This is a genomic window from Microbacterium sulfonylureivorans, from assembly GCF_003999995.1.
GTDB lineage: Bacteria > Actinomycetota > Actinomycetes > Actinomycetales > Microbacteriaceae > Microbacterium > Microbacterium sulfonylureivorans.
The window spans coordinates 398,617-421,240 of record NZ_RJAD01000003.1 but is presented as its reverse complement, the minus strand read 5'-3'; the positions used below and the strand labels follow the sequence as shown (position 1 = coordinate 421,240).

The 22,624-nt window shown below is 69.6% G+C and carries 17 protein-coding genes and 2 tRNA genes; 10 read left to right on the top strand and 9 right to left on the bottom strand.

The window, feature by feature from the left end; all coding sequences use genetic code 11:
* The first annotated feature begins 75 nt into the window (after nucleotides 1–75).
* Nucleotides 76–148, top strand: a tRNA-Thr gene (locus tag EER34_RS15430).
* A 63-nt stretch (nucleotides 149–211) separates the two neighbouring features.
* Nucleotides 212–607 (top strand): hypothetical protein, encoded by a 396-nt coding sequence (locus EER34_RS15425; RefSeq protein ID WP_127476284.1) that lies wholly within the window; start codon nucleotides 212–214, stop codon nucleotides 605–607.
* 25 nt (nucleotides 608–632) lie between these two features.
* On the opposite strand, the gene EER34_RS15420 is transcribed toward EER34_RS15425, so the two are convergent.
* Entirely contained in the window at nucleotides 633–1,592 is a 960-nt protein-coding gene (locus EER34_RS15420) for an EamA family transporter (RefSeq protein ID WP_127476282.1), read from the bottom strand.
* Between the two features lie 55 nt (nucleotides 1,593–1,647).
* On the opposite strand from EER34_RS15420, the gene EER34_RS15415 reads away from it, so the two are divergent.
* Genes EER34_RS15415 through EER34_RS15400 form a run of 4 tightly spaced genes read left to right on the top strand, consistent with a single transcriptional unit; the run spans nucleotide 1,648 to nucleotide 5,731 of the window.
* Complete coding sequence (locus tag EER34_RS15415; protein ID WP_127476280.1) at nucleotides 1,648–3,972, top strand: MMPL family transporter; 2,325 nt, start codon at nucleotides 1,648–1,650, stop codon at nucleotides 3,970–3,972.
* Complete coding sequence (locus tag EER34_RS15410) at nucleotides 3,969–4,547, top strand: isochorismatase family protein (RefSeq protein WP_127476278.1); 579 nt, start codon at nucleotides 3,969–3,971, stop codon at nucleotides 4,545–4,547. The genes EER34_RS15415 and EER34_RS15410 overlap by 4 nt, the downstream gene beginning before the upstream one ends.
* Nucleotides 4,540–5,079 (top strand): GNAT family N-acetyltransferase, encoded by a 540-nt coding sequence (locus EER34_RS15405; protein WP_127476276.1) that lies wholly within the window; start codon nucleotides 4,540–4,542, stop codon nucleotides 5,077–5,079. The genes EER34_RS15410 and EER34_RS15405 overlap by 8 nt, the downstream gene beginning before the upstream one ends.
* Nucleotides 5,072–5,731: a DNA alkylation repair protein gene (locus tag EER34_RS15400; protein ID WP_205791684.1), complete on the top strand. Its 660-nt coding sequence runs from the start codon at nucleotides 5,072–5,074 to the stop codon at nucleotides 5,729–5,731. Before EER34_RS15405 ends, EER34_RS15400 begins: the two co-directional genes overlap by 8 nt.
* A 52-nt stretch (nucleotides 5,732–5,783) precedes the next feature.
* Here the strand turns inward: EER34_RS15400 and EER34_RS15395 are convergent, their stop codons facing one another.
* The 5 genes from EER34_RS15395 to EER34_RS15375 form a co-directional block, all read right to left on the bottom strand.
* Nucleotides 5,784–6,662 (bottom strand): sugar ABC transporter permease, encoded by an 879-nt coding sequence (locus EER34_RS15395; RefSeq protein WP_127476274.1) that lies wholly within the window; start codon nucleotides 6,660–6,662, stop codon nucleotides 5,784–5,786.
* Nucleotide 6,663: 1 nt separating this feature from the next.
* Nucleotides 6,664–8,268, bottom strand: a complete 1,605-nt coding sequence (locus tag EER34_RS15390; protein ID WP_127476272.1) for an ABC transporter permease subunit — start codon at nucleotides 8,266–8,268, stop codon at nucleotides 6,664–6,666.
* Nucleotides 8,269–8,356: 88 nt separating this feature from the next.
* Nucleotides 8,357–9,586 (bottom strand): sugar ABC transporter substrate-binding protein, encoded by a 1,230-nt coding sequence (locus EER34_RS15385; protein ID WP_127476489.1) that lies wholly within the window; start codon nucleotides 9,584–9,586, stop codon nucleotides 8,357–8,359.
* A gap of 76 nt (nucleotides 9,587–9,662) precedes the next feature.
* A complete protein-coding gene (locus EER34_RS15380; protein ID WP_127476270.1) occupies nucleotides 9,663–11,321 on the bottom strand; it encodes a glycoside hydrolase family 13 protein in 1,659 nt (552 codons plus the stop codon).
* Nucleotides 11,318–14,239 (bottom strand): CBM35 domain-containing protein, encoded by a 2,922-nt coding sequence (locus EER34_RS15375; protein WP_127476269.1) that lies wholly within the window; start codon nucleotides 14,237–14,239, stop codon nucleotides 11,318–11,320. Before EER34_RS15375 ends, EER34_RS15380 begins: the two co-directional genes overlap by 4 nt.
* Nucleotides 14,240–14,352: 113 nt before the next feature.
* Between EER34_RS15375 and EER34_RS15370 the strand changes: the two genes are divergently transcribed.
* Entirely contained in the window at nucleotides 14,353–15,369 is a 1,017-nt protein-coding gene (locus tag EER34_RS15370) for a LacI family DNA-binding transcriptional regulator (RefSeq protein WP_240642413.1), read from the top strand.
* A 132-nt stretch (nucleotides 15,370–15,501) separates the two neighbouring features.
* Nucleotides 15,502–18,402, top strand: coding sequence for a CBM35 domain-containing protein (locus EER34_RS15365; protein WP_164743584.1), 2,901 nt, complete (start codon nucleotides 15,502–15,504; stop codon nucleotides 18,400–18,402).
* A gap of 141 nt (nucleotides 18,403–18,543) precedes the next feature.
* On the opposite strand, the gene EER34_RS15360 is transcribed toward EER34_RS15365, so the two are convergent.
* The 3 genes from EER34_RS15360 to EER34_RS15350 all read right to left on the bottom strand — a co-directional run bounded on the left by EER34_RS15360 (nucleotide 18,544) and on the right by EER34_RS15350 (nucleotide 20,927).
* Nucleotides 18,544–18,616 (bottom strand) — tRNA-Lys (locus EER34_RS15360).
* A 53-nt stretch (nucleotides 18,617–18,669) separates the two neighbouring features.
* Nucleotides 18,670–20,067 (bottom strand): serine/threonine-protein kinase, encoded by a 1,398-nt coding sequence (locus tag EER34_RS15355; protein WP_127476264.1) that lies wholly within the window; start codon nucleotides 20,065–20,067, stop codon nucleotides 18,670–18,672.
* Between the two features lie 197 nt (nucleotides 20,068–20,264).
* Nucleotides 20,265–20,927 (bottom strand): fasciclin domain-containing protein, encoded by a 663-nt coding sequence (locus EER34_RS15350; protein WP_127476262.1) that lies wholly within the window; start codon nucleotides 20,925–20,927, stop codon nucleotides 20,265–20,267.
* Nucleotides 20,928–21,178: 251 nt separating this feature from the next.
* On the opposite strand from EER34_RS15350, the gene sigK reads away from it, so the two are divergent.
* Together sigK and EER34_RS15340 are read left to right on the top strand one after the other, a co-directional pair.
* Nucleotides 21,179–21,781 carry an ECF RNA polymerase sigma factor SigK gene (gene sigK, locus EER34_RS15345; RefSeq protein WP_205791681.1) on the top strand — a complete coding sequence of 201 codons (603 nt, stop codon included), beginning with the start codon at nucleotides 21,179–21,181 and terminating at the stop codon, nucleotides 21,779–21,781.
* Nucleotides 21,781–22,605: an anti-sigma factor gene (locus EER34_RS15340; protein ID WP_127476485.1), complete on the top strand. Its 825-nt coding sequence runs from the start codon at nucleotides 21,781–21,783 to the stop codon at nucleotides 22,603–22,605. The genes sigK and EER34_RS15340 overlap by 1 nt, the downstream gene beginning before the upstream one ends.
* Nucleotides 22,606–22,624 lie beyond the last annotated feature (19 nt).

Below are 22,624 nucleotides of genomic sequence, written 5' to 3'. Positions count from 1 at the left end.
TCGACACCCGGCCGGTTCGCGAGCGCTCGCAGGACCCTGTAAGATCGTTCATCGTGCGCAGCGCAAGCTGAGCGCGCCACCTTAGCTCAGTCGGCAGAGCGATTCACTCGTAATGAATAGGTCAAGGGTTCGATTCCCTTAGGTGGCTCAACCGGAATCGAGGGTCGCGAAAGCGGCCCTCTTTCGTACCCGGACACGCGATGAGGACCCGATGGACTCCACGATCGACGCCGTCGTCGAGATCTTCTCGTGGGTGGGGTTCGGTCTCGGAGCCCTCGTCGCCGGAATCGCCCTCCTGATGTACCTGTTCGACGGCACCTGGCTGCCCACCCGCGGGGTCCTCGAAGACACCGAGCACGGTCGGATCGTGCGATGGTTCGACGAGGACGGCGGCGTCAACGAGGCGCACCTCTCGCACGAGCAGGAGAGGGCGCTCGCGGGCAAGCAGATGGCGGACATCTTCTACCGGCGCGGTGGGCGCGGACGGATGCGGCTCACGCAGGGCTCGCCGGCCGTGCGAACGGTGGCCCTCCTCGCTCTCGGGCTGATCGGCGTGGGGGTCGTCGCCCTCGTCGCATCGCTGGTGCTCCTCTTCCTGCGCGGCTGACCGCCGCCGCGGCGTCGACGCGCGCTCAGCCGAGGGCCAGCATCCCGCCGGCGACGAGTGCGAGGGCGAGTCCGACCCATTGGACGACGGCGACCCGTTCGCGCAGCACGATCGCCGCGAGCAGGATCGTGCCCGCGGGGTAGAGCGCGGTCAGGGCCGAGACGATGGAGAGGTCGCCCTCTCGCAGTGCGACCAGCATCAGCGCATTGGCCGCGGCATCCACCACCCCGCACACTGCCGCGAGCCACCACGCCCGCGCGAGCGACGGGACGCCCTCCGTCGCCGCGGTGGCCGAGGCGTGCTCGAGGTCGGCATGACCGGTCGGCGTCGCCCCGATCGTCGCTCCGGAAGGGGTGAGGACGGATGCCGCGCCCTGCCCGCGACGTACCGCGAGGATGGCGAGCAGGGCGACGATGACGAAAGTGACGGCGACCGTCGTCGCCCTGCTCATGACGAGCGGGACGAGACCGCTGTCCGATGAGGTCTGGTCGACGACGATGAGGAATCCGCCGATCGCGAGGCCTGCTCCGACGGCCATCAGGAGTCCTCGAGTGGTCGGACGCACGACCGTCTCGCCGGGGATGAAGCCGACGAGGACCACCGCGACGAGCGCCACGCCGAGTCCGGCGTAGGCCACGGGCGAGAGCGTCTCGCCGGCGACCAGCAGCCCCCAGAGCATGGGGGCGATCGCGGAGACGACGGCGGTGAGCGGCGAGAGGATGCTCATCGGGCCGATCGCCAGGCACGCGTACAGCAGCGCCACCGCGATGACCCCGAAGCCGCCGGCCAGAACGCCCCACGCGACGTCCGACGCCGACCACATCCCGCCGAGCAGGGGCTGCGCGACGGCGAGGGCCAGGAGCCCCGACAGCGCCGAGACCGCGGTGACCACGATCGACCGCAGACGCCTGGCGGCGAGGCCGCCGAAGAAGTCGGCGGCGCCGTAGACGAGGGCCCCGAGGAGTGCGAGAGAAGCGGAGAACATCGATCTCAGCCTACAAATGGTGCGAAAAGACTATTTCGCTAGATAAACTAGCGATATGGCGACCTCCCTTCACCCGCATCGTGAGCCCACCCGTTGGCTGCGGATCGGCATCCCGGCCCTTCTCGTCCTCGTCTGGCTCGTGGTGGGGTCGATCGGCGGACCCTACTTCGGCAAGGTCGACGAGGTCTCGTCCAACGACCGGTCTTCGTTCCTGCCGGAGAGCGCGGATGCGACCCAGGTCAACCAGCGCCTGCCCGACTTCCTCGGCGACGACAGCATCCCCGCGGTCGTCGTCGTCACCGGCGAGGGTGAGCTGACGGAGGAGCAGCTCGCCGACGTGCAGACGCTCGCCGACGACATCGCCGCGGTCGACGGCGTCCTCGAGGGGGTCTCGCCGCCGATCGTCTCCGACGACGGCGAAGCCGCCCAGATCTTCGTGCCGATCGACGCCTCGGGAGAGGTCGGCGACGTGGTCGAGGAGATCCGCACGCTCGTCTCCGACGATCTTCCCGACGGGATGGAGGGGTGGGTGACCGGGCCCGCCGGGTTCACCGCCGACCTCGTGGAGGGCTTCCTCGGCATCGACGGCCTGCTCCTCGCGGTCGCCCTCATCGCCGTGTTCGTGATCCTCGTGATCGTCTACCGATCGCCGATCCTGCCGATCCTCGTCCTGCTGACGTCGGTGTTCGCGCTGTGCGTCGCGCTCCTCACCGTCTGGTGGCTCGCCAAGGCCGACATCGTGGTGCTCAACGGCCAGGTGCAGGGCATCCTCTTCATCCTCGTGATCGGTGCGGCCACCGACTACGCCCTGCTCTACGTGGCGCGGTTCCGCGAGGCGGTCGCCGAAGGCGCGAGACGATGGGATGCCACGACCCGGGCGTGGCGCGGGTCGTTCGAGCCGATCCTCGCCTCCGGCGGCACGGTCATCGCCGGTCTCCTGTGCCTGCTCCTGTCGGACCTCGCGACCAACCGCGCCCTCGGACCCATCGCCTCGATCGGCATCGTGTTCTCGGTGCTGTCCGCACTGACGTTCCTGCCGGCGCTGCTCGCGCTGATCGGCCGCGCCGCGTTCTGGCCGTTCATCCCGAAGCAGCCGATCGCGTCCATCCCCGACGACCTCACGCAGCCGGTGAAGGGCCTCTGGCCGCGTCAGGCGCGGTTCGTCGCGCGGCACGCCCGTGCGGTGTGGGTCGTCTGCACCGTCGTCCTGCTCGTCGGTGCGTTCGGCATCACCCAGCTCAAGGCCGACGGGGTGCCGTCGAGCGACCTCGTGCTCGGGGCATCCGAGGCGCGTGACGGTCAGGACGTGCTCGCCGAGCACTTCCCGGCCGGGTCGGGCAGCCCGGTCTACGTGATCGTGCCCGAGGAGGATCTCGCCGAGACCGTCGACGTGCTCGACGCCTCCGCCGGCATCGAGTCGGTGGCCGTGGCATCCGACGACTCGCCGACCGGTCAGGCCGCCGTCGAGGTCGAGGACGGCGAGGCGGTGCTGACCGCGGTCGGCCCTCCGGGGACGGAAGCGCCTGAACCGACCGTCTCCGAGGGTGATGTGCTCGTGATCGGCACGCTGACCGACGCGGCCGACTCCGTCGCGGCCGAGGACACCGTGCGCGAACTCCGCACCGACCTCGACGACGCGCTCGGTGCGGGCACCGCGATCGTCGGCGGCGAGACGGCCACCGACATCGACTCGAACGACACGTCGATCCGCGACCGGACGGTGATCATCCCGGTGATCCTCGCGGTGATCCTCCTGATCCTGATGCTGCTGCTGCGGTCGATCCTCGCGCCGGTGCTGCTCATCGCGACGGTGATCCTGTCGTTCGCGACCGCGCTCGGCGTGAGCGCCCTGGTGTTCAACGAGGTGCTCGGCTTCCCGGGCGCGGATCCGGCGGTGCCCCTGTACGGGTTCGTCTTCCTCGTGGCGCTCGGGGTCGACTACAACATCTTCCTGATGTCGCGGGTGCGCGAGGAGTCCCTCGTCCACGGCACGAGACCGGGCATCCTGCGCGGGCTCGTCGCGACCGGAGGCGTCATCACCTCTGCCGGGCTGGTCCTCGCGGCGACCTTCGCCGCGCTCGGAGTCATCCCGATCCTGTTCCTCGCGCAGATCGCGTTCATCGTGGCATTCGGCGTGCTGCTCGACACCTTCGTCGTCCGCTCGCTGCTGGTGCCCGCGCTGTCGTACGACATCGGCCGGGCGATCTGGTGGCCGTCGAAGCTGTGGCGCAGCGGACCCGAGACGGTGGAGCGGATGCCCCAGTCCGCGGTGGAAGCGTCCGCCGAAGTCGCGCTGCCCGCCGACACCGATCCGGAGCTGGTCGACGGCGACGGGCACCCGCTGACCCGGGAGGAGTACCGGCGTACCCTCGAACCATGAGCAAGGCACTGTTCATCGTCGACGTCCAGAACGACTTCACCGAGGGCGGAGCGCTCGCCGTGGACGGCGGAGACGCCGTCGCGCAGCGCATCACCCGGCATTTGGAGGCGCATGCGGGCGAGTACGCCGTGATCGTGGCATCCCGGGACTGGCACGACGCCGAGGGCGATAACGGCGGTCACTTCCATCCCGAGCCCGACTTCGTCGACTCCTGGCCGGTGCACTGCGTGAGCGGCACGGAGGGCGCCGAGTACGACCCGGGACTCGACACGGGATCGGTGACCCATCACGTGAAGAAGGGGCAGGGCAAGCCCGCCTACTCGCTGTTCGAGGGAACCACCGATGACGGCGTGACGGTCTCGCAGCTGCTCGACGAGCACGGCGTGGTCGACGTCGACGTGGCCGGCATCGCGACGGACTACTGCGTTCGCGCTTCCGCCCTCGACGCGATCGAGCACGGGCGGCACGTGCGGATCCTCACCGACCTCGTGGCGGGCGTCGCCGCAGAGACGAGCGAGGCCGCGCTGGCGGAGCTTGCGCACGCCGGAGCCGAACTCGCCGAGTCCGGTGTCTGACGCCCAGGTCCGCCGTGTTCACGCGACCGACGGCGAGCGGCTGCGCGCGCTCCGGCTCGAGGCGCTGCGCGACCCTGCGGCGGGCATCGCGTTCCTCGAGACCCACGACGACGCCGCGGCGCACCCTCGGGACTTCTGGGACGCGAGGGCGATCGGCGCGGCGCTCTCGGGCTCGGCCGCCCAGTTCATCGCCGAGGTCGGCCCGTCGTGGGTCGGCACGGTCACCGTCCTCATTCCCGAGCCCGACGCCCCCGACTACTTCGGCCGCATCCGCGATGAGGGCACGGCGCTCGCCGTCGCCGTGTACGTGAGCCCGGCGCACCGAGGCCGAGGCATCCTCGACGACCTGTTCGCGGCGGCGTCGGAGTGGGCGCTGAACCAGGGCTGTCGCGAGCTCCTCCTCGACGTCCACCAGGACAACGCGCGTGCCCAGGCGGCGTACGCGCGACTCGGGTTCGTCCCCACCGGCGGCACGATCGACGGCCAGAACGGCCGCGAGCTCGAGATGGCACGGGGTCTCGCGGTTGGCTGAGCCGCTGACGGCGGCGTCGGTGCGGGCGGCGCTCGAAGCCGAGGCATCCGATGAGCAGCGCGTCAAGATCCTCGGGCGCATGACCGACGACGCCACCGAGGTGATCGGCGTGCGCATGGGCACCGTGTTCGACATCGCGAAGGTGAACGAGCGGATGCCGCTCCCCGAGGTCGACCTGCTGCTCGACTCCGACGTCTACGAGTTGCGGATGGTCGCAGTGTCGATCCTCGACTTCCAAGCCCGCGCGAAGGGCGTCGACCGCCGAGCGCTGTACGAGCTGTGGATGCGCCGGCTCGACCGCATCGACACGTGGGACTACATCGACCGCTCGGCGCCCCGGGTGGTCGGCTGGTACCTGCTCGACAAGCCGCGCGACGTGCTGTTCGAGCTCGCGCGGTCCGACGACCGGTGGCATCGCCGCACCGCGATCACCGCGGCGTTCTGGATCATCCGCGCCGGCGACCTCGACGACCCGCTCGCGCTGTGCGAGATCCTCGCGGACGACCCCGAGCATCTCGTGCAGACGAACGTCGGCGTCGCGCTGCGCGAGATCGGGCGAGTGGATGCCGCGCGCCTGCGCGCGTTCCTCGACCGGCGCGGCGACGACCTCAGCGCCCACGCGCGACGGACGGCGCGCAGCGCCCTGGCGTGAGAGCGTGCTGTCGATGCGCCGGTCGAGGAACGCCGACACCGGCTGGGCCTGATCAGCCTTTCGTCGCGCCGGCAGTGAGGCCCGAGACGACGTAGCGCTGCAGGATGAGGAACAGCACGACGACCGGGATCGCGGCCAGGACGGCGCCCGCCGCGAACACGCCCCAGGGGGCATTGCGCTCGTCGGAGCCCCAGTTGTACAGCCCGATCGCGAGCGTGAACTGCTCCGAGCGCTGCAGCACGACCCGCGCGATGACGAAGTCGCTGTAGGTGCCGATGAACGACAGCAGGCCGACGACGGTCAGGATGGGAGCAACGAGCCGCATGATGATGCGGAAGAAGATCTGCGTGTGCGTCGCACCGTCGATCGTGGCTGCTTCGTCGAGTTCGCGTGGGATGGTGTTGAAGTACCCGTACATCAAGAAGGTGTTCACTCCCAGCGCGCCGCCGAGGTAGACGCAGACCAATCCGAGGTGGGAGTTGAGTCCGAGTGCCGGGAACACATCGGTGATGGCCAGCAGCACCAGGAAGATCGCCACGAATGCGAGCATCTGCGGGAACATCTGCAGCAGCAGCAGTGTCGTCAGACCGGCCCGGCGCCCGCTGAAGCGGAAGCGCGAGAAGGCGTAGGCCGCGGCTGCCCCCATGAGGACGGTGCCGGCCGCGGTCACCGACGACACGAGCAGCGAGTTGCGCATCCACAGTCCGAACGGGCTCGCACGCAGCTCGGCGTAGTTCTCCGGCGAGAGCTGGCGGAACAGCTCGTACGAACCGGTCAGCGTCCCCGCGGGATTGAACGACGCCGAGAGCGCGTACAGCAGCGGGAAGACGCAGATCACGATCATCACGAGTCCGATCACGTGGCGCCAGCCGAGCTCGCTCCACCAGCGCAGCCCCTTCAGGCGCGTGTCATTGCTGATCTCAGAACTCATCTCAGAACTCCTCCAGACGTCGTGCACGGCGGAATCCGACCCACGAGATGATGCCCACCATCACGAAGATCAGAAGCGAGAGCGCGCTCGCGACGCCGTACTGCTTGCTGCCGCTCTCGAACGCGACGGAGTAGACCATCGAGATGAGGATGTCGGTGTGCCCCACGACGTACGGCGTGCCGACGAAGTTGGGACCACCGCCGGTCAGCATGTAGATGAGCGCGAAGTTGTTGAAGTTGAAGGCGAACGAGGAGATCAGCAGCGGCGCCACCGACATCATCACGAAGGGAAGGGTGACGTTTCGGAAGGTCTGCCATCGACCGGCTCCGTCGATGCGTGCGGCATCGATCAGGTCGGTGGGGACGGCCTGCAGCGCGCCGGTGCAGATGAGGAACATGTAGGGGAATCCGAGCCAGAGGTTCACCATGAGGACTGAGAACTTCGCCAGCAGAGGATCGGTGAGCCACGGCACATCGGCGCCGCCGAGCAGCACGACATTGATGTATCCGAATCGGTCGTTGAGCATCCCGGCCCAGACCAGTGCGGAGAGGAACCCCGGGAAGGCGTACGGGAGGATGAAGAGGGACCGATAGATCTTCCGCCCGCGCACGCGCGAATCGTTGAACACCACCGCGAGGAAGATCCCGAGGGCGAAGGTCGTGACGACGGACAGGAACGCGAAGACGAAGGTCCACACGAAGATCTCAGCGAACGGCCCCGCCATCCGCGGATCGGTGATCATCGTGCCGAAGTTCGCGAACCCGACGCCGACGCGCCACCCGGGGGTGAGGACCACTCCGTCGTCGGAGACGAAGTTGCCGGTGTCGCTGACGCGGTAGACGGTCCCGTCCGTGGTGTCGACGAACGTGTCGGTGGCCTCGTCGTACTGGAGGACGGGCACGGCGATGAAACCCGTCGAGGCGTCCTGGGTGCGGAGGGACCCGTCGGCAGGATCGTCGGACATCGGCACCCGCAGGGCGACGATCTCGTCTTGGCGCTGGGCGATGTCGGCGAACGTCAGTGTCTCCCACCCCGGGGATGCCGTGACCCGGCCGTCGTCCACGGTCGCGTTCCGCACCTCGTCGAGCGGCTGCCCGGACGTGCCGAGCAGCGCCGCTCCGTCGTCGACGATCGCGAAGGCGAGCTGGTCGCCCCGTGAGAGCACGGTGAGCGGGTAGGTCGGAGACCCGTCGACGCGGACTTCGTTCTGCTCGGAGATCTGCGCGATCGCGTCCTGTTTGGTCGAGTTGTGACCGTCGCCGTAGTTGGTGAACGCGACGTACCCGGTGAAGCCGATGACGAAGATCTGATACACGAACAGGAAGACGAGGCCCGGAACGAGGTACTTCGCGGCCACGGCGCGGCGCGAGAAGTACGCCCAGTTGACCAGCGCGAGTATGACGACGAGGGAGATGAGGATCGCCCATTGCCCGATCGCCCAGGCCGTCAGCATCCCGTACAGGCCGAGTGCATCGGCCAGTCCGACGAGGATGAGCTTGACGAAGAAGCCCACGCCGAGGGTGCGGCCGCGCTCAGCGCGGGCGGGAGCGGGGGGCGGGTCGGGGAGAGGCGAGGGAGCGGGAGCTGTGGAGGTGGGAAGCGCCATCGGTGGGTCCTTGGTGCATTGCGTATGCGGAGGGAAGGCTGCTTCCACCCGCCTGCCGATCGTTCGGGCAGGCGGGCGGAAGCGTGGCTCAGCCTTCGTCGATGGCGTCCTGGATGTTCTTCACGAGGGCGTCCCATCCTTCGATCGGGTCTACCTGGCCGTCGATGATCTGAGCCTCGGTGGTGCCCCAGAAGCCCCAGACCGCGCTCATCTCGGGGATGGCGGGCATGGGCGCACCCGCGGCCCCGGCGGCGTTGAAGCCGGCGATCACCGGGTCGTCGACCTTCTCCGCTGAGGCGAGCAGCGCCGGGCTGCGCTTGCTGGACTCATAGAGCAGGTCCTGCGCCTCCTCGGTCGTGAGGTAGTTCACCACGAAGTCGTTGGCCACCACCGGGCTCTTGGACTTCGCCGAGATGAAGATGCCCGACACACCGACGAACGGCTGTGCCGGCTCCCCACCCGCGCTGGGGACCGGGAGCACCGTGAAGTCGATGCCGGCCTCCTGCATTCCGGGAATGCCCCACGGCCCGGTGATGATGTAGGGCGACTTCCCGTCGCCGAAGGCCTGCCCGGCCACTGCGCCGTCGACGGCGATGTCGAGCACGCCCTCCGCTCCGAGCTTCGCGAGGTACTTCGCCCAGGCATGCCCTGCCTCGCCGCCCATCGCGAGCTCGGACGTGTACGAGCCGTCGGCGTTCTGCTCGAAGACAGGGGCGCCGAACGAGGTCTGGAGCGGGTACATGTGGTACGGATCGGACTGCTCGCCCTGCTGGATCAGCACCGGGAACTCGGTGTTCGCCGTCTTTCCCTCGGCGATCAGCTCGTCGAACGTCGTCGCGTTGGTCTCGGAGAGCAGGGCGTTGTTGCGGACGAGCGCGACGTTCTCCAGAGCCAGCGGAACACCGTAGTACTTGCCGTCGTAGGCCATCGCGGCGGAGGCGACAGGGGCGAAGTCCTCGACCTTGTCGCCCAGCTCGATGGGCGCGACGACACCGTTCTTCACCCACTCACCCAGGCCGTCGTGGGCCGAGATGATCATGTCGGGGCCCTCGCCGGTGGGAACCTGCGCCACGAAGTCGGGGCCGATGTCGTCCACCGCCTTCTCGACCAGCTCGATCTCGACGCCGGACTTCTCCTGGTACGCGTCGACGAGCGGCTGCATCTCCACGACCCGATTGGGGTCCACCCACAAGGTGAGCTTCTCGTCGGCGCCGCCGTCGCCGCCGTTGCCTCCGCTGGTGTCTTCGCCGGCGCCCGCGCATGCCGCGAGCGTCAGGGCGGCGCTGACGACGCCGATCATCATGATGCTTCGTCGCATCCTCATAGTCCTGTCCTTTCCTTTCCTGCTGTGTCAATCGTGGCGTCCTGGGGACGTTTCCTCCGGGTCCGCGCGCTCACAGGGCGAGCCACGCGGTGGAGTCGGGGGGCAGCAGCGCTCCGTCGAGCGGCACGCTGCTGAGAAGTGTCTGCCGGTGCGCCGGCAGTTCGATCGGCGTGGCGCCGAAGTTGGTGACGCTGAGGGTGCCCGCCCCGCGGGCGAAGGCGATGACCTCGGCGCCGAGGTCGAGCCACTCGACCGACTCGCCGCGCAGGTCGTCGCGATCGCGTCGGATGCGGAGGGCGGTGCGATACAGCGTGAGCATCGAACCGGGATCGTCGGACTGAGCCTCGACCGTGAGCGATCCCCAGTCGTCCGGCTGCGGCAGCCAGGAGCGATCGGGGGTTCCCGTGCCGAAGCCGAAAGGCGCCCGGTGGCCGGACCAGGGAAGCGGGACGCGGCATCCGTCTCTTCCGGGGTCGATCCCCTCGGACCGGAAGTGCATCGGATCCTGCAGTACCTCGACGGGCAGCTCCGCCTCGGGCAGCCCGAGCTCGTCGCCCTGATAGATGTACAGCGCGCCGGGGAGCGCTGCGACCAGCAACGCGGCCGCTCGCGCACGACGAGTGCCCAGCGCGAGGTCGGTCGGGGTTCCGAAGCGCTTGCGGGTGAAGGCGAACCCCGAATCGGCCCGCCCGTAACGGGTGACCGGCCGGGTGATGTCGTGGTTGGACAGGACCCAGGTCGCGGGCGCTCCCACCGGTGCGTGTTCGCGGAGCGTGCGCTGGATGGAGGTCTGCATCGCGACCGCATCCCACGGCTGCGTCATGAAGTCGAAGTTGAACGCCGAGTGCATCTCGTCGGGTCGCAGATATGCGGCGAACCGCTTCGCGTCCTCCAGCCACACCTCGCCGACCAGCACCCGCGGTTCGTCGTACGAGTCGGCGACCTCGCGCCAGGCGCGGTAGATGTCGTGAAGCTCGTCGCGATCCATGTGCGGATGCGCCCCGGGCCGCGCACTGGACAGCGGCGGCAGAGCGGGATCCTTCGCGAGGAAGGCGGCGGAGTCGATGCGGATGCCGGCGACGCCCCGATCGAACCAGAACCGCAGGACGTCCTCGTGCTCGCGCCGCACGTCGGGGTGGCTCCAGTTGAGGTCGGGCTGCTCCGGGGCGAACAGGTGCAGGTACCACTCGCCGGCCGTTCCGTCGGGGTTCGTGGTGCGCGTCCAGGTCGTGCCGGCGAAGCTCGAGACCCAGTCGGTCGGCATCTCGTCGCCGGAGGGCCCACCCCCCGGCCGGAACCAGAACCGTTCGCGTTCCGGCGATCCCGGACCTGCAGCGAGCGCCGCCTGGAACCACGCGTGCTGGTCGGAGACATGGTTGGGCACCACATCGATGATGGTGCGGATGCCGAGCGTCCGCGCCTCTGCGATCAGCTGCTCTGCTTCTTCGAGAGTGCCGAAGACGGGGTCGATTGCGCGGTAGTCCGCGACGTCGTAGCCCCCGTCGGCGAGGGGTGAGACGTACCAGGGGGTGAACCAGATGGCATCCACTCCGAGGTCGCGCAGGTAGCCGAGGCGCCTGCGCACCCCCGCGAGGTCGCCCGTCCCGTCGCCATTGCCGTCGGCGAAGCTGCGGGGATAGATCTGGTAGATGACGGCGTCGCGCCACCATGGATCGGCGACACCGGTGACGGTGTGACCGGCCTGGATGTCGTGGAGCTGATCGGTCATCGCGCGCACTCCACCCCGTCGAGCACGAAGTCCGTCGGCAGGGCGATCTCCTCGGCGTTCGCCGTCCCCCTGATCACGAACGACCGGGCGGCACCGGCCTTCACAGCGGCACCGTCCGGCGTCATCTCGACGCGGCCGCCGTTCTGCGACACGGCGGCCCCGCCCGCGTGGAGCACAGCCTCGCCGCTGCCGGCGTGCCACGACAGCGCTCCGAGGGGGAGCGGTTTCGTGCCGGTGTTGCGGAGCGTGACCCGTGCGGTGAACCCTCCGCCCTTCACGGGCCTCGGCGTCACCTCCACGGTGCACGTCGCGCTCGCCGCGGCCAGCAGGCCGGTGTTGCCGCCCTCGTCGATGAAGGTGCCCCAGAGGTGGTTGCGGCCGTCCGACGGCTGCGTCACTCCCGAGACCCGCACGTCGCCGAACCGGTGTTCGCCGCCTACGCGCGCAGCGACGGCGTACGAGCCCGTGCCCTCGATGGTGACGTCGCGCACCTGCAGGTCGTTCACCCAGTGACTCCCGCTGACGAGGATCCCTTCGTAGCCGGAGTCGATGATCCGCGTCTCGGTGATGACCACCGGGGTGGTGATGTGGCTGGTGTCGGCGAAGACCCAGATGCCGCCGAATGATGTGTTCCAGTTGGGTTCCCAGCCGCCGCTGCGGTGGATGTCGTTTCCGGAGACGACCGTGGTGCCGCTGAACGGAACCGGGTTGAATCGCGTGCTCACGGCGATGCCGGCGGGGGCGGTCAGCGTGTCGGCGATGACCGATCGCTCGATGCGGTTGGAGTCTCCGCCGTAGATCGCCGCCCCGTTGCCGAGGAGGGGCGATTGCACCGTGTTGTGCGTGAACACCCCGCGCGTGACTGCTCCGCCGGCCGACCACATTGCCATCGCGTCGTCGCCGGTGTTCCGCACGCTCGCGTGCTCGACACGGGCATCGCTGACGCGACCGTGCAGGTGCACCCCGTCGGCGAAGGTGTCGCGCACGCGCAGCCCGGTGATGAGGAGGCCGTCGGTGCCGGCATCCACCCACACCCCGGTCTTGGTGTGCGAGATCCAGACGTTCTGCACCAGCGAGCCCTGGCCGAAGTTGCCCTCGACGCCCGAGTCGAACTGAGCGTCGTTGCGGTGGCGCACGTCTCCCGCGACCATCAGGTCGGCGATCGTCACGCCCGTGCCCATCGCGTACAGCCCCCCGTGGTCGTCGCGGCCGGCGAGCTCGGAGTGCCAGGGCCCTGCGCCTCGGATCGACACGTCCGACAGCCGGACGAGTCCCGCGATCACGAAGCGCCCCGCGGGTACCCAGACTCCGGTGCCCGCCTCGCGCGCGGCATCCACAGCCGCCTGGATGGCGGCGGTGTCGTCGGTGCTGTCGCCGGCGGTCGCGCCGTGGCTGCGCACGTCGATGTAGTCGGCGGGCCGTGCGAAGGCCGCGGCGAGCACCTCGGTCTCGACGAGATCGACGGTGTAGGGAAGCGCGCCCGAGGCCGGGGTCTTCACGAGACGCAGCGTGGTGCCGGCCGGGAGCTCTGCGAACGTGGCTCGGCTCTCGTCGAAGAAACGCTGCGCGCCGCCGGTCGACGGGTCGTTGCCGTAGGGGTATCCGCCGTAGACCCACGAGTACGCGCTCGACACGGCGACGTCGGCGATCTTCTGCGTGCCGGCGTAGAGCGCGAGCGTGCCGGACTGCCCGGCGCCGTCGGCGCTGTCGGGGATCGATGCGCGCAGAACGAGCGCGTCGGCGGGCTCGGTCAGCGTCCAGCTGATCGCGTCGTCCGTATCGGCGAGCGTCACCGCCTGCCGTCCGGACGCCTCGGCGGCGAGTTCGCGGAACGTACGGCTCGGCGCCAGGATCTGTCCGTTCGTGAGCCCGTGCTCGGCCTCGTACACCGTGGTGCCGAGCGTCGCACCGCGTTCGGCGGGCGCCTCGCCCCGCTGAAGGCGGACTGCGTCGATCGCGACCTCGCCGTCGACGGCCTCATCGGTGCGCCGAAGCTCGAAGGTGCCCAGCCCGCTGCGCAGCGCCACCGGGACGGCGATCTCGCGCCAGGTCGCCGACGTCGGCAGGGTGATCACGCCGAGGGGGAGTCCGTCGGCTCCGGCGATCAGACGCACCGGCTCGGCGGAGGTGCTGCGGTAGCGCAGGGTGACCCGCTGCGAGCGATCGTCGGTGGCGAACGTGGTGACGACGAGGCGGGAACGTGCGGCCGAGACATCGACTGCCGTCGCTCCGTGGGTGTCGTCGGTCACCGCGCCGTTGGCGCCGAACCCCGCCTCCGCTTCGTACTCGTGGCCCTTCCTCGGTGCGGCCTTGACCGGAAGCACCTCGGTCACGTCGTCCCAGCGCGTGTCGGCACCCGCGCCGGGGACGTCGTCCGGGTCGGTCGCCCCGCCGCCGGGTGTCTCGAGGTCGCCGACCGTCGTGAGCGAGATGGCGTCGACGTTGACGTTGCCCGAGTCGTCGTCGTCGAACCGGAAGGTGATCTGCTGCGGACCCGCCGCCAGTTCGACGACCTCTTGGTGGATGAACCACTGGCTCCAGCCGGCGCCGACCGCGGACGGCAGCACGATCTGGCGATCCTCGTCGCCCACGACCTGCGACAGCGTCATGTCGGACCCGAGGCCGTTCGCATACCGCAGGTTGAGTCCGTACTCGCCCGCTTCGGGCACGTCGACGTCGAAGGTGACGCCGGCCTCGCCCTGGTGGTCGAGCACGAACCCGTCGACGAATCCGGCACCCGAGTAGCCGAGGTGGTTGTCGTTGACGCCGGCACCTCCGAACAGCGTGGCGGCTTCAGCCTCGTACTCGAGCGGCGCGGCGGCGGCAGCGGATGCCGGAACCAGCCCCGCCCCGACGAGCGCCGCGAGTGCCGCAGCGGCGATCACGACGCGGGACCGCGTCGGCGCAGACGTGTGCATGGGTCTCCTTCGACCAATTCCAGGGATACTTTATCGGTAAATCTGATGGAACGTTAGACCACACGTGTCTCGGCCGTCAAGCGCGCCATAGGATGAACGCGGAAGGTGGGCCAGTGACCGTCAAACTCAGCGACATCGCGGACGCGGCCGGCGTCAGCGTGATGACCGTGTCGAACGTCATGAACGGCAAGCGCGCCCGCGTCTCGGAGACGACCATCGCGCGCGTGCAGGAGATCGCCGACCGCCTCGGCTACGTCCCGAACATCCAGGCGCGCAGCCTCAAGGCGTCGCGGTCGCACATCGTCGCTGCGTTCGTGCCGGTGCGCGAGGAATCCAGCCTGCTCATGAGCCCGCACACCGTCGCTGTGATCGGCGGCGTGGAGCAGCACCTCCGGCACCGCGGCTACCACGTCCTGCTCCGCGGCATCGAGCATGCGGACGAGATCGCACAGACCATCCGGGGGTGGTCGCTCGACGGAGCGATCCTGGTCGAGTTCACGGATGCCGAGATCGACCGGATCGGCATCGACGGCGTCCCACTGGTAGCGCTCGACAGCTACTCCGCGAATCCGCGCACGATCGGCGTGCGCACCGACGACCACCGCGGCGGCTGGGTCGCCGGCGCGCGCCTGGCCGAGGCGGCGCACCGCCACGTGCTCTTCGCGGGTCCTCCGTACGAGGGCATGGGGGTGGTCGGGCAGCGCTTCGAGGGCTTCCGATCGGCCTGCGTGGCGGCCGGCATCGACGCGGGCTCGATCGAGGTCGAGCAGGTGCTGACCTCGTTCGAGGATGGGCGCGAGCTCGGCCTGCGTCTGCGCCGTGACCACCCCGCGGTCACGGCGGTCTTCGCGACCGCCGACGTGCTCGCGATCGGCATCATGGCCGGTCTGGTCGAGTCCGGCGCCTCGGTTCCCGGCGACGTCTCGATCATCGGCTTCGACGACTTCGAGATGAGCGCTTACACGTCGCCGGGGCTCACGACGGTCGCGCAGGACATGCCTTCCAAGGTGGCTGAGACCGCTCGCATCATCCTCGACGAGATCGAGGGCCGCGAGGGCCCGCGGGTGCCGGTGTCGTTCGGCATCGAACTGGTCGAGCGCGGGACCGTCGCCCCGCCCCGCGCCGACTGACGCGCCTCACTCGACTGGCCCGTGGAATCCGCCTCTTCCGCTTCACCGATGCGATCGGTATGGTGTAACGCTAAATCAGCGCGCGGCCACCGACGGCCGTCTCCCGAGCGCCGAATTCGATCGGAGTCGAAGATGACCATCCTGTCCAGATTGAGCCGGCGCACCCTTGCGCTGCTGACGTCCGTCGCTGTGCTGGGGGCCCTGCTCGTCGCGCTCGGTGCCGCTCCCGCGCACGCCGCGACCACCCGCCACGAGGCTGAGAGTGCGACCCTCACCGGGGGAGCCGTGCTCGCCACCGATCACATCGGGTACAGCGGAACCGCGTTCGTCGGCGGCTACACGGACGCCAACAAGGGAACCGCCGCTACGAGCTTCACCGTCTCGACGTCCACCGCTGGAACCCACACGCTGGGCCTGCTGTACGCCAACGGAACGGGGTCGCCGAAGACCTTGACGCTGGTCGTCGACGGGGTCTCGCAGCAGATCACGCTGGGCGCGACGACGAACTGGGACACCTGGGCGACCCACGGTGTCGGCGTGACCCTGTCAGCCGGGGCGCACACGATCGTGTACCGGTTCGGCGCCGCGGACTCGGGCAACGTCAACCTCGACGCGCTCGATGTCAGCACACCGACGAGCGGCAGCGGGTACGGACCCGGCCCCGTCTTCGAGGCTGAGACCGCGACGCTGTCCGGAGGAGCCGTCGTCGCCGACGATCACAGCGGCTACAGCGGCACCGGATTCGTGGGGGGTTACACCGACGGCAACAAGGGCAACGCGACCACGACCTTCAAGGTGCAGGTTGCGGCCGCCGGGTCGAAGACTCTCACCTTCCGCTACGCCAACGGCACCGGCGCGGCCAAGACGCTCACGCTTCTCGTGGGCGGGGTGTCGCAGGGTCAGCTGACGCTGCCGGCGACCGCGAGCTGGTCCTCATGGGGGACTGCGGTGTCGACCGTCACCCTCGCCGCGGGCGACCACGACATCGCGCTCACGTTCGGTGCCGGCGACTCGGGCAACGTCAACCTCGACCGGCTCGAGGTTGCGGCGAACGTCGCACCCGAGCCCGCCGGACCGGGTGAGGCCGAGCTCGCGTACTTCTCGGGCGGTGCCTCGATCGCGAACGCCACGACCGGATTCGCCGGCACGGGATACGTTCAAGGCTTCACCGCCACGGGAGCCCGCATGATCCGCACGCTCGCCATGCCTGCGGCGACGTCGGCGACCGTGACGATCCGCTTCCAGGCCTCCACCGCACGTACGCTCGACCTGCTGGTCAATGCCCGTAAGGCGGGCACAGTCACCCTCGCTGCCGGCAGCGGCTGGCGCACGGTCACGGCGAGCGTCCCGGTGCGCGCCGGCGTCAACACCGTGGGCGTCCGTGCCGGCGCGCCCGGTACGGATGTGCTGATCGACAGCATCGTGCTGTCGGGCGAGGGGTCGCTCGCCACACGAGGCGCGACCACGCCCTACCGCGAGTACGAGGCCGAGGCGGGCTCGACGAACGGCTCGGTGCTCGCGGCATCCCGCACCTACCGCACTGTGCAGGCCGAGTCGAGCGGCCGACGTGCTGTTCGACTGGATGCCGCGGGGGAGCAGGTGAGCATCACGCTCACGGCGCCCGCGAACGGCCTGTCGATCAGGTACTCGCTGCCTGACAACGCGGAGGGAACCGGCCGGACCGCCCCGATCGGCGTGTACGCGAACGGCACCAAGGTCACCGACCTGACGCTGTCGTCCAAGCACGCGTGGGTCTACGGCGCGTATCCGTTCGACAACGTCGTGAGCGGGGGACTGGCGCACCGCTTCTACGACGAGACGCGCGTGACGATCCCGGCCCAGGCTGCGGGTGCGGTGATCACTCTGCAGATCGACTCCGCGGTGGTGCCGTACATCGACATCGACCTGGTCGAGGCGGAGTCGATCCCGGCCGCGCTGACCGCGCCTGTCGGTGCCGTGTCCATCACGTCGCACGGCGCCACCTCCGGCGGCGGTGACGACACTGCCGCGATCAATGCTGCTGTGGCGGCGGCGAAGGCCGCCGGGGTTCCGGTGTGGATTCCGTCGGGCTCGTTCGACGTCAGCACGGCGATCCAGGTGTCCGATGTCACGGTCCTCGGAGCAGGACCCTGGTATTCGACGCTCGTCGGGGCAGGCAACGCCGGCGGCTTCTACGGCACGGGCGGCGGCGTCACCATCGCCGATCTGTCGATCCAGGGCGGCGCGACGCAGCGCGAGGATTCCGCCGGCCAGGCAGCCATCGAGGGCGACTTCGCCAGCGAGACGCTGGTGCAGAACGTGTCGATCCAGCACACGAAGGTCGCCCTGTGGGTGCGTCCTGGCTCAAGGGATGTGCTGGCTGTCGGTCTGCGCGTGCGCGACACGTATGCGGACGGCGTGAACTTCCGCGACGGCGTGCGCAACTCGCAGGTGATCCAGTCCACCTTCCGCAACACCGGAGACGACGGACTGGCGATGTGGTCGGACGGAAGCGCCGTGCAAGACAGCGTCTTCGCCTTCAACACCGTCCAGGCGCCCGCGCTGTCGAACGGCCTCGCGATCTATGGCGGAGGCGGGGGCAACCGGATCGAAGACAACCTCGTCGCCGACACCGTCGAAGCAGCCGCAGGGATCGCGGTGAGCACGCGGTTCGGAGTGCCGTTCACCGGGACCACGACCGTACAGCGCAACACGCTCACCCGCACGGGCAGCAAGGAGACGAACTGGCCCTCCGACCTGGGTGCGCTGTGGATCTACGCCGACGTGCATGCGATCGATGCACCCGTCGTCATCCGCGACGTCAGCATCGTCGACAGCACCTACGCAGGCGTCCTCATCTCGTGGCAGAAGTCGATCCAGCAGGTGTCCTTCTCCAACGTGAGCATCACCGGATCGGGCACGTACGGAATCGAGACGCACGCGAGCGGCAGTGCATCGTTCACGAACACCACCGTCACAGGATCCGGCACCGCCGGTCTGCTCAATGACGGCGGATTCGTGATCAACAGAGGCAGCGGCAACTCGGGCTTCTGAGTGGGATGCCGGGTCCGGACGGTGCCGTCGGCCGTCCGGGCCCCGTCCTGTGCCCGTGGAGCGACGGCAGCAGACCCGACTGGAAAGGACGGAACCCCCGTGTTCCCTGTAGTTGCCGGGAACACGGGGGTTCCTCTCGAGTGGGCCCCGTGGGGCTCGAACCCACGACCCGCGGATTAAAAGTCCGATGCTCTACCGACTGAGCTAGAGGCCCTCAGCCTCCCAGCCTACTTGGCACGAGGCATCCGCCGACCCCGCCTCTCGGTGTCAGCGGTCGTTGCCCTTACCCTTGCCCTTGCCGTTCCCATTGTTGTTGCCCGGGCCGCTGTTGCTGTTGCCGTTGCCGCCGGTGCTGCCCGACCCGCTGTTGTCGCCGGCGCCGTCGTCCTCGGCGGGCGCGGGCTCCTCCTCGGTGGGCGCGATGCTCGGGGCCACGCTCGGCTCGACCGACGGCTCCACAACACTGGGGGAGATCGGAGCGGGGGTCGGCGTTCCGGCGAGCGATAGCGACCAGGCGGTCACGGCGATCACCGCAGCGAGCGCGATCGCGCCGATCACGGCGCCGATGACCAGACGCCGCCGACGGCGGCTCTGAGCCGGTCGCGCCTGCGCGCGCCGCGTCGGCAGCGGGGGTGGAGGGAGCGGGGGCGCCGCGGCGACCGCATCCGCAGCCTCCGTCGCCGCCAGGGCGACGGTCTTGACGTCGGCGCTCACCGGCGCGGGCAGCACGGCCGTCGGACGCGTCTCGACGACCGCCGGCGACGTCACGGCGACCGGCGCCGTTGCGGTCGGCTCGCTCGTCGCGACCCCCGCGCTGTCGCCTTTGGCGAGCCGCGCGGCCGTGACGGCGACCTCGAGCGCGGTCGGCCGGTCGTCGGGACGGATCGTCGTCATGCCGCGGAGAAGGCCCTGCCAGGCCGGGTGAAGCGTATCGGGGATGGGAGGAGGCGCAGCGAGGCGGGCCATCACCGTGCCGATGCCCTCCGCCTCGGCGAAGGGACGGGTGCCGGTGAGCGCCTCGATCAGCATGATCCCCAGGGCGTAGACATCGGCTGGCGGCGCGGGGGTCTCGCCGCGAGCCTGCTCGGGGGCGATGTAGGCGACGGTGCCCACGGCCATGCCCGGCGTCGTCATCCGCGGGGAGTCGAGCAGGTAGGCGATCCCGAAGTCGGCGAGCTTGGCGCGCCACTGGTGCCCAGGGAGCAGTGAGCGCCACAGGAGCACGTTCGACGGCTTGATGTCGCGATGGACGACGCCGGCGGAGTGGGCGATGTGGAGCCCCTCCGCGATGTCCACCGTGATCGACGCCATGAGCGCGGGGTCGACAGGACCCCTCCCGATGAGGTCCCGCAGCGTCTCGCCCTCGACGTACTCCATGACCAGGTAGCTCGAATCGTCGGCCGAGACGTGGGCGTCGAACAGCGTCACCAGGGAGTGATGGTTGAGCGAGGCCAGCAGCGTCGTCTCCGACAGCGCCCGCTCGATGGACCCGACCTCGTCGATCGGTCCGCGCAGCACCTTGATGGCGACGGTGCGCTGCAGCGCGGCATCCTCCGCACGATAGACGCGCGCCATGCCGCCCTCGCCGATGCGCTCCATCAGCCGATAGCGGCCGTCCAGGATCTCGCCCGTCGAGACCTCGCCGGCTTCACGCAGGTCAGTCATGGTCCTCCCGCGCGGACGTCGCACCCCTCCGGCACGCCCCGCACGAGAGACAAACTAGGGGCATCGCCTGACGGCGACATGCCCCTTGACGCGGGGCGCCCTTCAGTGCATGCCTCCGAACGCGACGAAGCCGCCGGTGACCTCGCAGCACCGGCGGCACGCCGCCCCCCGGATCGCCGGCCGAAGCCGGCGCTGGGTCACTGAGCCGGAGGCATCAGGACCGCGTCGATGAGGTACACGGTGGCATTTGCCGTCTGGACCCCGCCGCAGATCACGTTGGCGCCGTTGACCATGAGCTCGTCGCCGCTGCCGGTCACCTCGACGTCGGCACCCTGCACGGTCGCTTGCGTGCCGACGATGTCGGCCGGCGCGACCTGGCCGGGAACGACGTGGTAGGTGAGGATCGACGTGAGGGTCTCACTGTCGGTCTTCAGCGCTTCGATGGTCGCCGGGTCGATCGCCGCGAACGCCTCGTCGACCGGTGCGAACACCGTGAACTCGTCCCCGTTGAGGGTGTCGACGAGGTCGACGTCGGGGTTCAGCTGACCGCTGACCGCCGCGACCAGTGTCGTGAGCAGCGGGTTGTTCGACGCGGCCGTGGCCACGGGATCGGCGGCCATGCCCTCGACCGAGCCGGCGCCGTCCGGGACGGCCTCGGCGTAGGCGGCACAGCCGGGGCCGACGAGGTTGGCGGCCGGGTCCATCTCCATGGGCTCCTCGGTCTCCTCCATCGCGGGCGTCGAGGGCTCGTCCGAGGGCTCGGCGGTGGAGCCGCCCATGGAACAGGCCGACAGCGCGAACGTGGCGGCGAGCGCGAGGGCCAGACCTGCCGAGACGCGCTTCCTGGTGATGCGAGACATGACTTCCTCCTCTGTGAGGTCCGTGTGGACCGTGATCTGCAGGTCCCCGGTTGGGGAGCGTGCCGCCGGAGCGGCTACACGGGCACTTCGGAGGACCCCGCCGAAACGGATTGGAAGAAATCCGAGTCGGATGCCGCACCCCTCCGATCCGAGGCATCCGCTGCGCTCGCTCGGCCGGCGCAATCCGAAGCGGTCCGCGATGCGAACAACACAGCGGGCGGCCCTCGCGGTGCGCACGGGGGGAGTAGGGCATGCTGGTGGACATGGTGATCGACGGGATCGACGTGCCGGAGGACGGCGCCGAACCCATCGACCATGCCGGCGAGCTGATCCAGCGCGTCGCGCGCGGCGACCAGGGCGCGTTCGCCCGGCTCTACGACATGCTCTCGCCGCGAGTGTTCGGTCTCATCCTGCGGGTGCTGGTCGACCGCTCCCAGAGCGAAGAGGTGCTCCAGGAGGTGTTCCTCGAGGTGTGGCAATCCGCATCGAGGTTCGCTCCGAACAGAGGGCAGGGAAGGTCGTGGATCTTCACGATCGCGCATCGTCGGGCCGTCGACCGCGTGCGGTCGTCGCAGTCGAGCACGGATCGGGATGTCCGCGCCGGCTTCCGAGACCTGGACGTCGCACATGACGGTGTGGCCGAGCAGGTCGAGCTGCGCATCGAGGGGGAGAAGGTGGCGGCGGCGCTGTCGAGCCTCCCCGAGGTGCAGAAGGAAGCGCTGACCCTCGCCTATTACGGCGGTTACAGTCAGAGCGAGATCGCGGCGCTCGTGGGCGCGCCGCTCGGAACGGTCAAGACCAGGATGCGGGACGGCCTGTCCCGGCTGAGAGCAGAGATGGGGGTGACCGCGTGATGGACGAACAGGAGTTCGCCGAACTGTCCGCCGGCTTCGTGCTCAATGCGCTGTCGCCCGCCGACAGGCAGGCCTTCGATGCCGCGCGCGCCCTGCACCCCGAGTGGGAGCACTGGATCACCGCGGATGCCGATACCGCCGTCGCACTCGCCGACGCCGTCCCCGACTCGCTGCCGCCGCTGACCCTGCGCTCGACGCTGCTCTCGCGCATCGCGACGATGCCGCAGCTGCCGGACGCCGACGCGGCCGAAGCAGCGGCGGCAGACCCCGTCGCGACCCGGCCCGAGGCATCCGTCTCCGCCGACGACCCCTCGTTCGTCGAACCCGCACCGACGACGTCCACCATCCAGGCCATCTCGCGACGCAACTGGACGCGCGGCCTCCTGACGCTCGCCGCGTCGATGGTGATCCTCGTCGTGCTCGGATTCGGCGCCGTCAGCATCAACCAGTACGTCAACAGGCCGCCGGCTGTCGCGGCGCTCGCCGAGATCGAGGCCGCGCCCGACTCCGAGTCGGCCACCACCGAGCTCGACGACGGCGGCACCGCCACCGCGCACTGGTCGGCATCGGTCGGCAAGGCCGTGCTCGTCTCCGACGGACTGCCCGAGATCGCCGACGACCAGAGCTACGAGCTGTGGTTCGTCCGAGACGGGGCCGCGGTGTCGGCCGGCACCTTCGAGCCCGCGGGCGATGACGCGGTGACCGCGCTCCTCGACGGGGCGATGGAGCCCGGCGACACGATCGCCGTGACCGTCGAGCCGCAGGGCGGATCCCCGACGGGCGAGCCGTCGTCGGAGCCCATCGTCACCATCCCCACCGCGTGATCGGCGGCGATCGCGCCGA

What these genes read in the sequence shown, in the direction of transcription:
- EER34_RS15410 (WP_127476278.1), top strand. Translation starts at nt 3,969, where the DNA reads ATGAGCAAGGCACTGTTCATCGTCGACGTCCAGAACGACTTCACCGAG.
- EER34_RS15375 (WP_127476269.1), bottom strand. Translation starts at nt 14,239, where the DNA reads ATGCACACGTCTGCGCCGACGCGGTCCCGCGTCGTGATCGCCGCTGCG.
- EER34_RS15380 (WP_127476270.1), bottom strand. Translation starts at nt 11,321, where the DNA reads ATGACCGATCAGCTCCACGACATCCAGGCCGGTCACACCGTCACCGGT.
- EER34_RS15340 (WP_127476485.1), top strand. Translation starts at nt 21,781, where the DNA reads ATGGACGAACAGGAGTTCGCCGAACTGTCCGCCGGCTTCGTGCTCAAT.
- EER34_RS15355 (WP_127476264.1), bottom strand. Translation starts at nt 20,067, where the DNA reads ATGACTGACCTGCGTGAAGCCGGCGAGGTCTCGACGGGCGAGATCCTG.
- EER34_RS15385 (WP_127476489.1), bottom strand. Translation starts at nt 9,586, where the DNA reads ATGCGACGAAGCATCATGATGATCGGCGTCGTCAGCGCCGCCCTGACG.
- EER34_RS15420 (WP_127476282.1), bottom strand. Translation starts at nt 1,592, where the DNA reads ATGTTCTCCGCTTCTCTCGCACTCCTCGGGGCCCTCGTCTACGGCGCC.
- EER34_RS15425 (WP_127476284.1), top strand. Translation starts at nt 212, where the DNA reads ATGGACTCCACGATCGACGCCGTCGTCGAGATCTTCTCGTGGGTGGGG.
- EER34_RS15415 (WP_127476280.1), top strand. Translation starts at nt 1,648, where the DNA reads ATGGCGACCTCCCTTCACCCGCATCGTGAGCCCACCCGTTGGCTGCGG.
- sigK (WP_205791681.1), top strand. Translation starts at nt 21,179, where the DNA reads ATGCTGGTGGACATGGTGATCGACGGGATCGACGTGCCGGAGGACGGC.
- EER34_RS15395 (WP_127476274.1), bottom strand. Translation starts at nt 6,662, where the DNA reads ATGAGTTCTGAGATCAGCAATGACACGCGCCTGAAGGGGCTGCGCTGG.
- EER34_RS15365 (WP_164743584.1), top strand. Translation starts at nt 15,502, where the DNA reads ATGACCATCCTGTCCAGATTGAGCCGGCGCACCCTTGCGCTGCTGACG.
- EER34_RS15350 (WP_127476262.1), bottom strand. Translation starts at nt 20,927, where the DNA reads ATGTCTCGCATCACCAGGAAGCGCGTCTCGGCAGGTCTGGCCCTCGCG.
- EER34_RS15390 (WP_127476272.1), bottom strand. Translation starts at nt 8,268, where the DNA reads ATGGCGCTTCCCACCTCCACAGCTCCCGCTCCCTCGCCTCTCCCCGAC.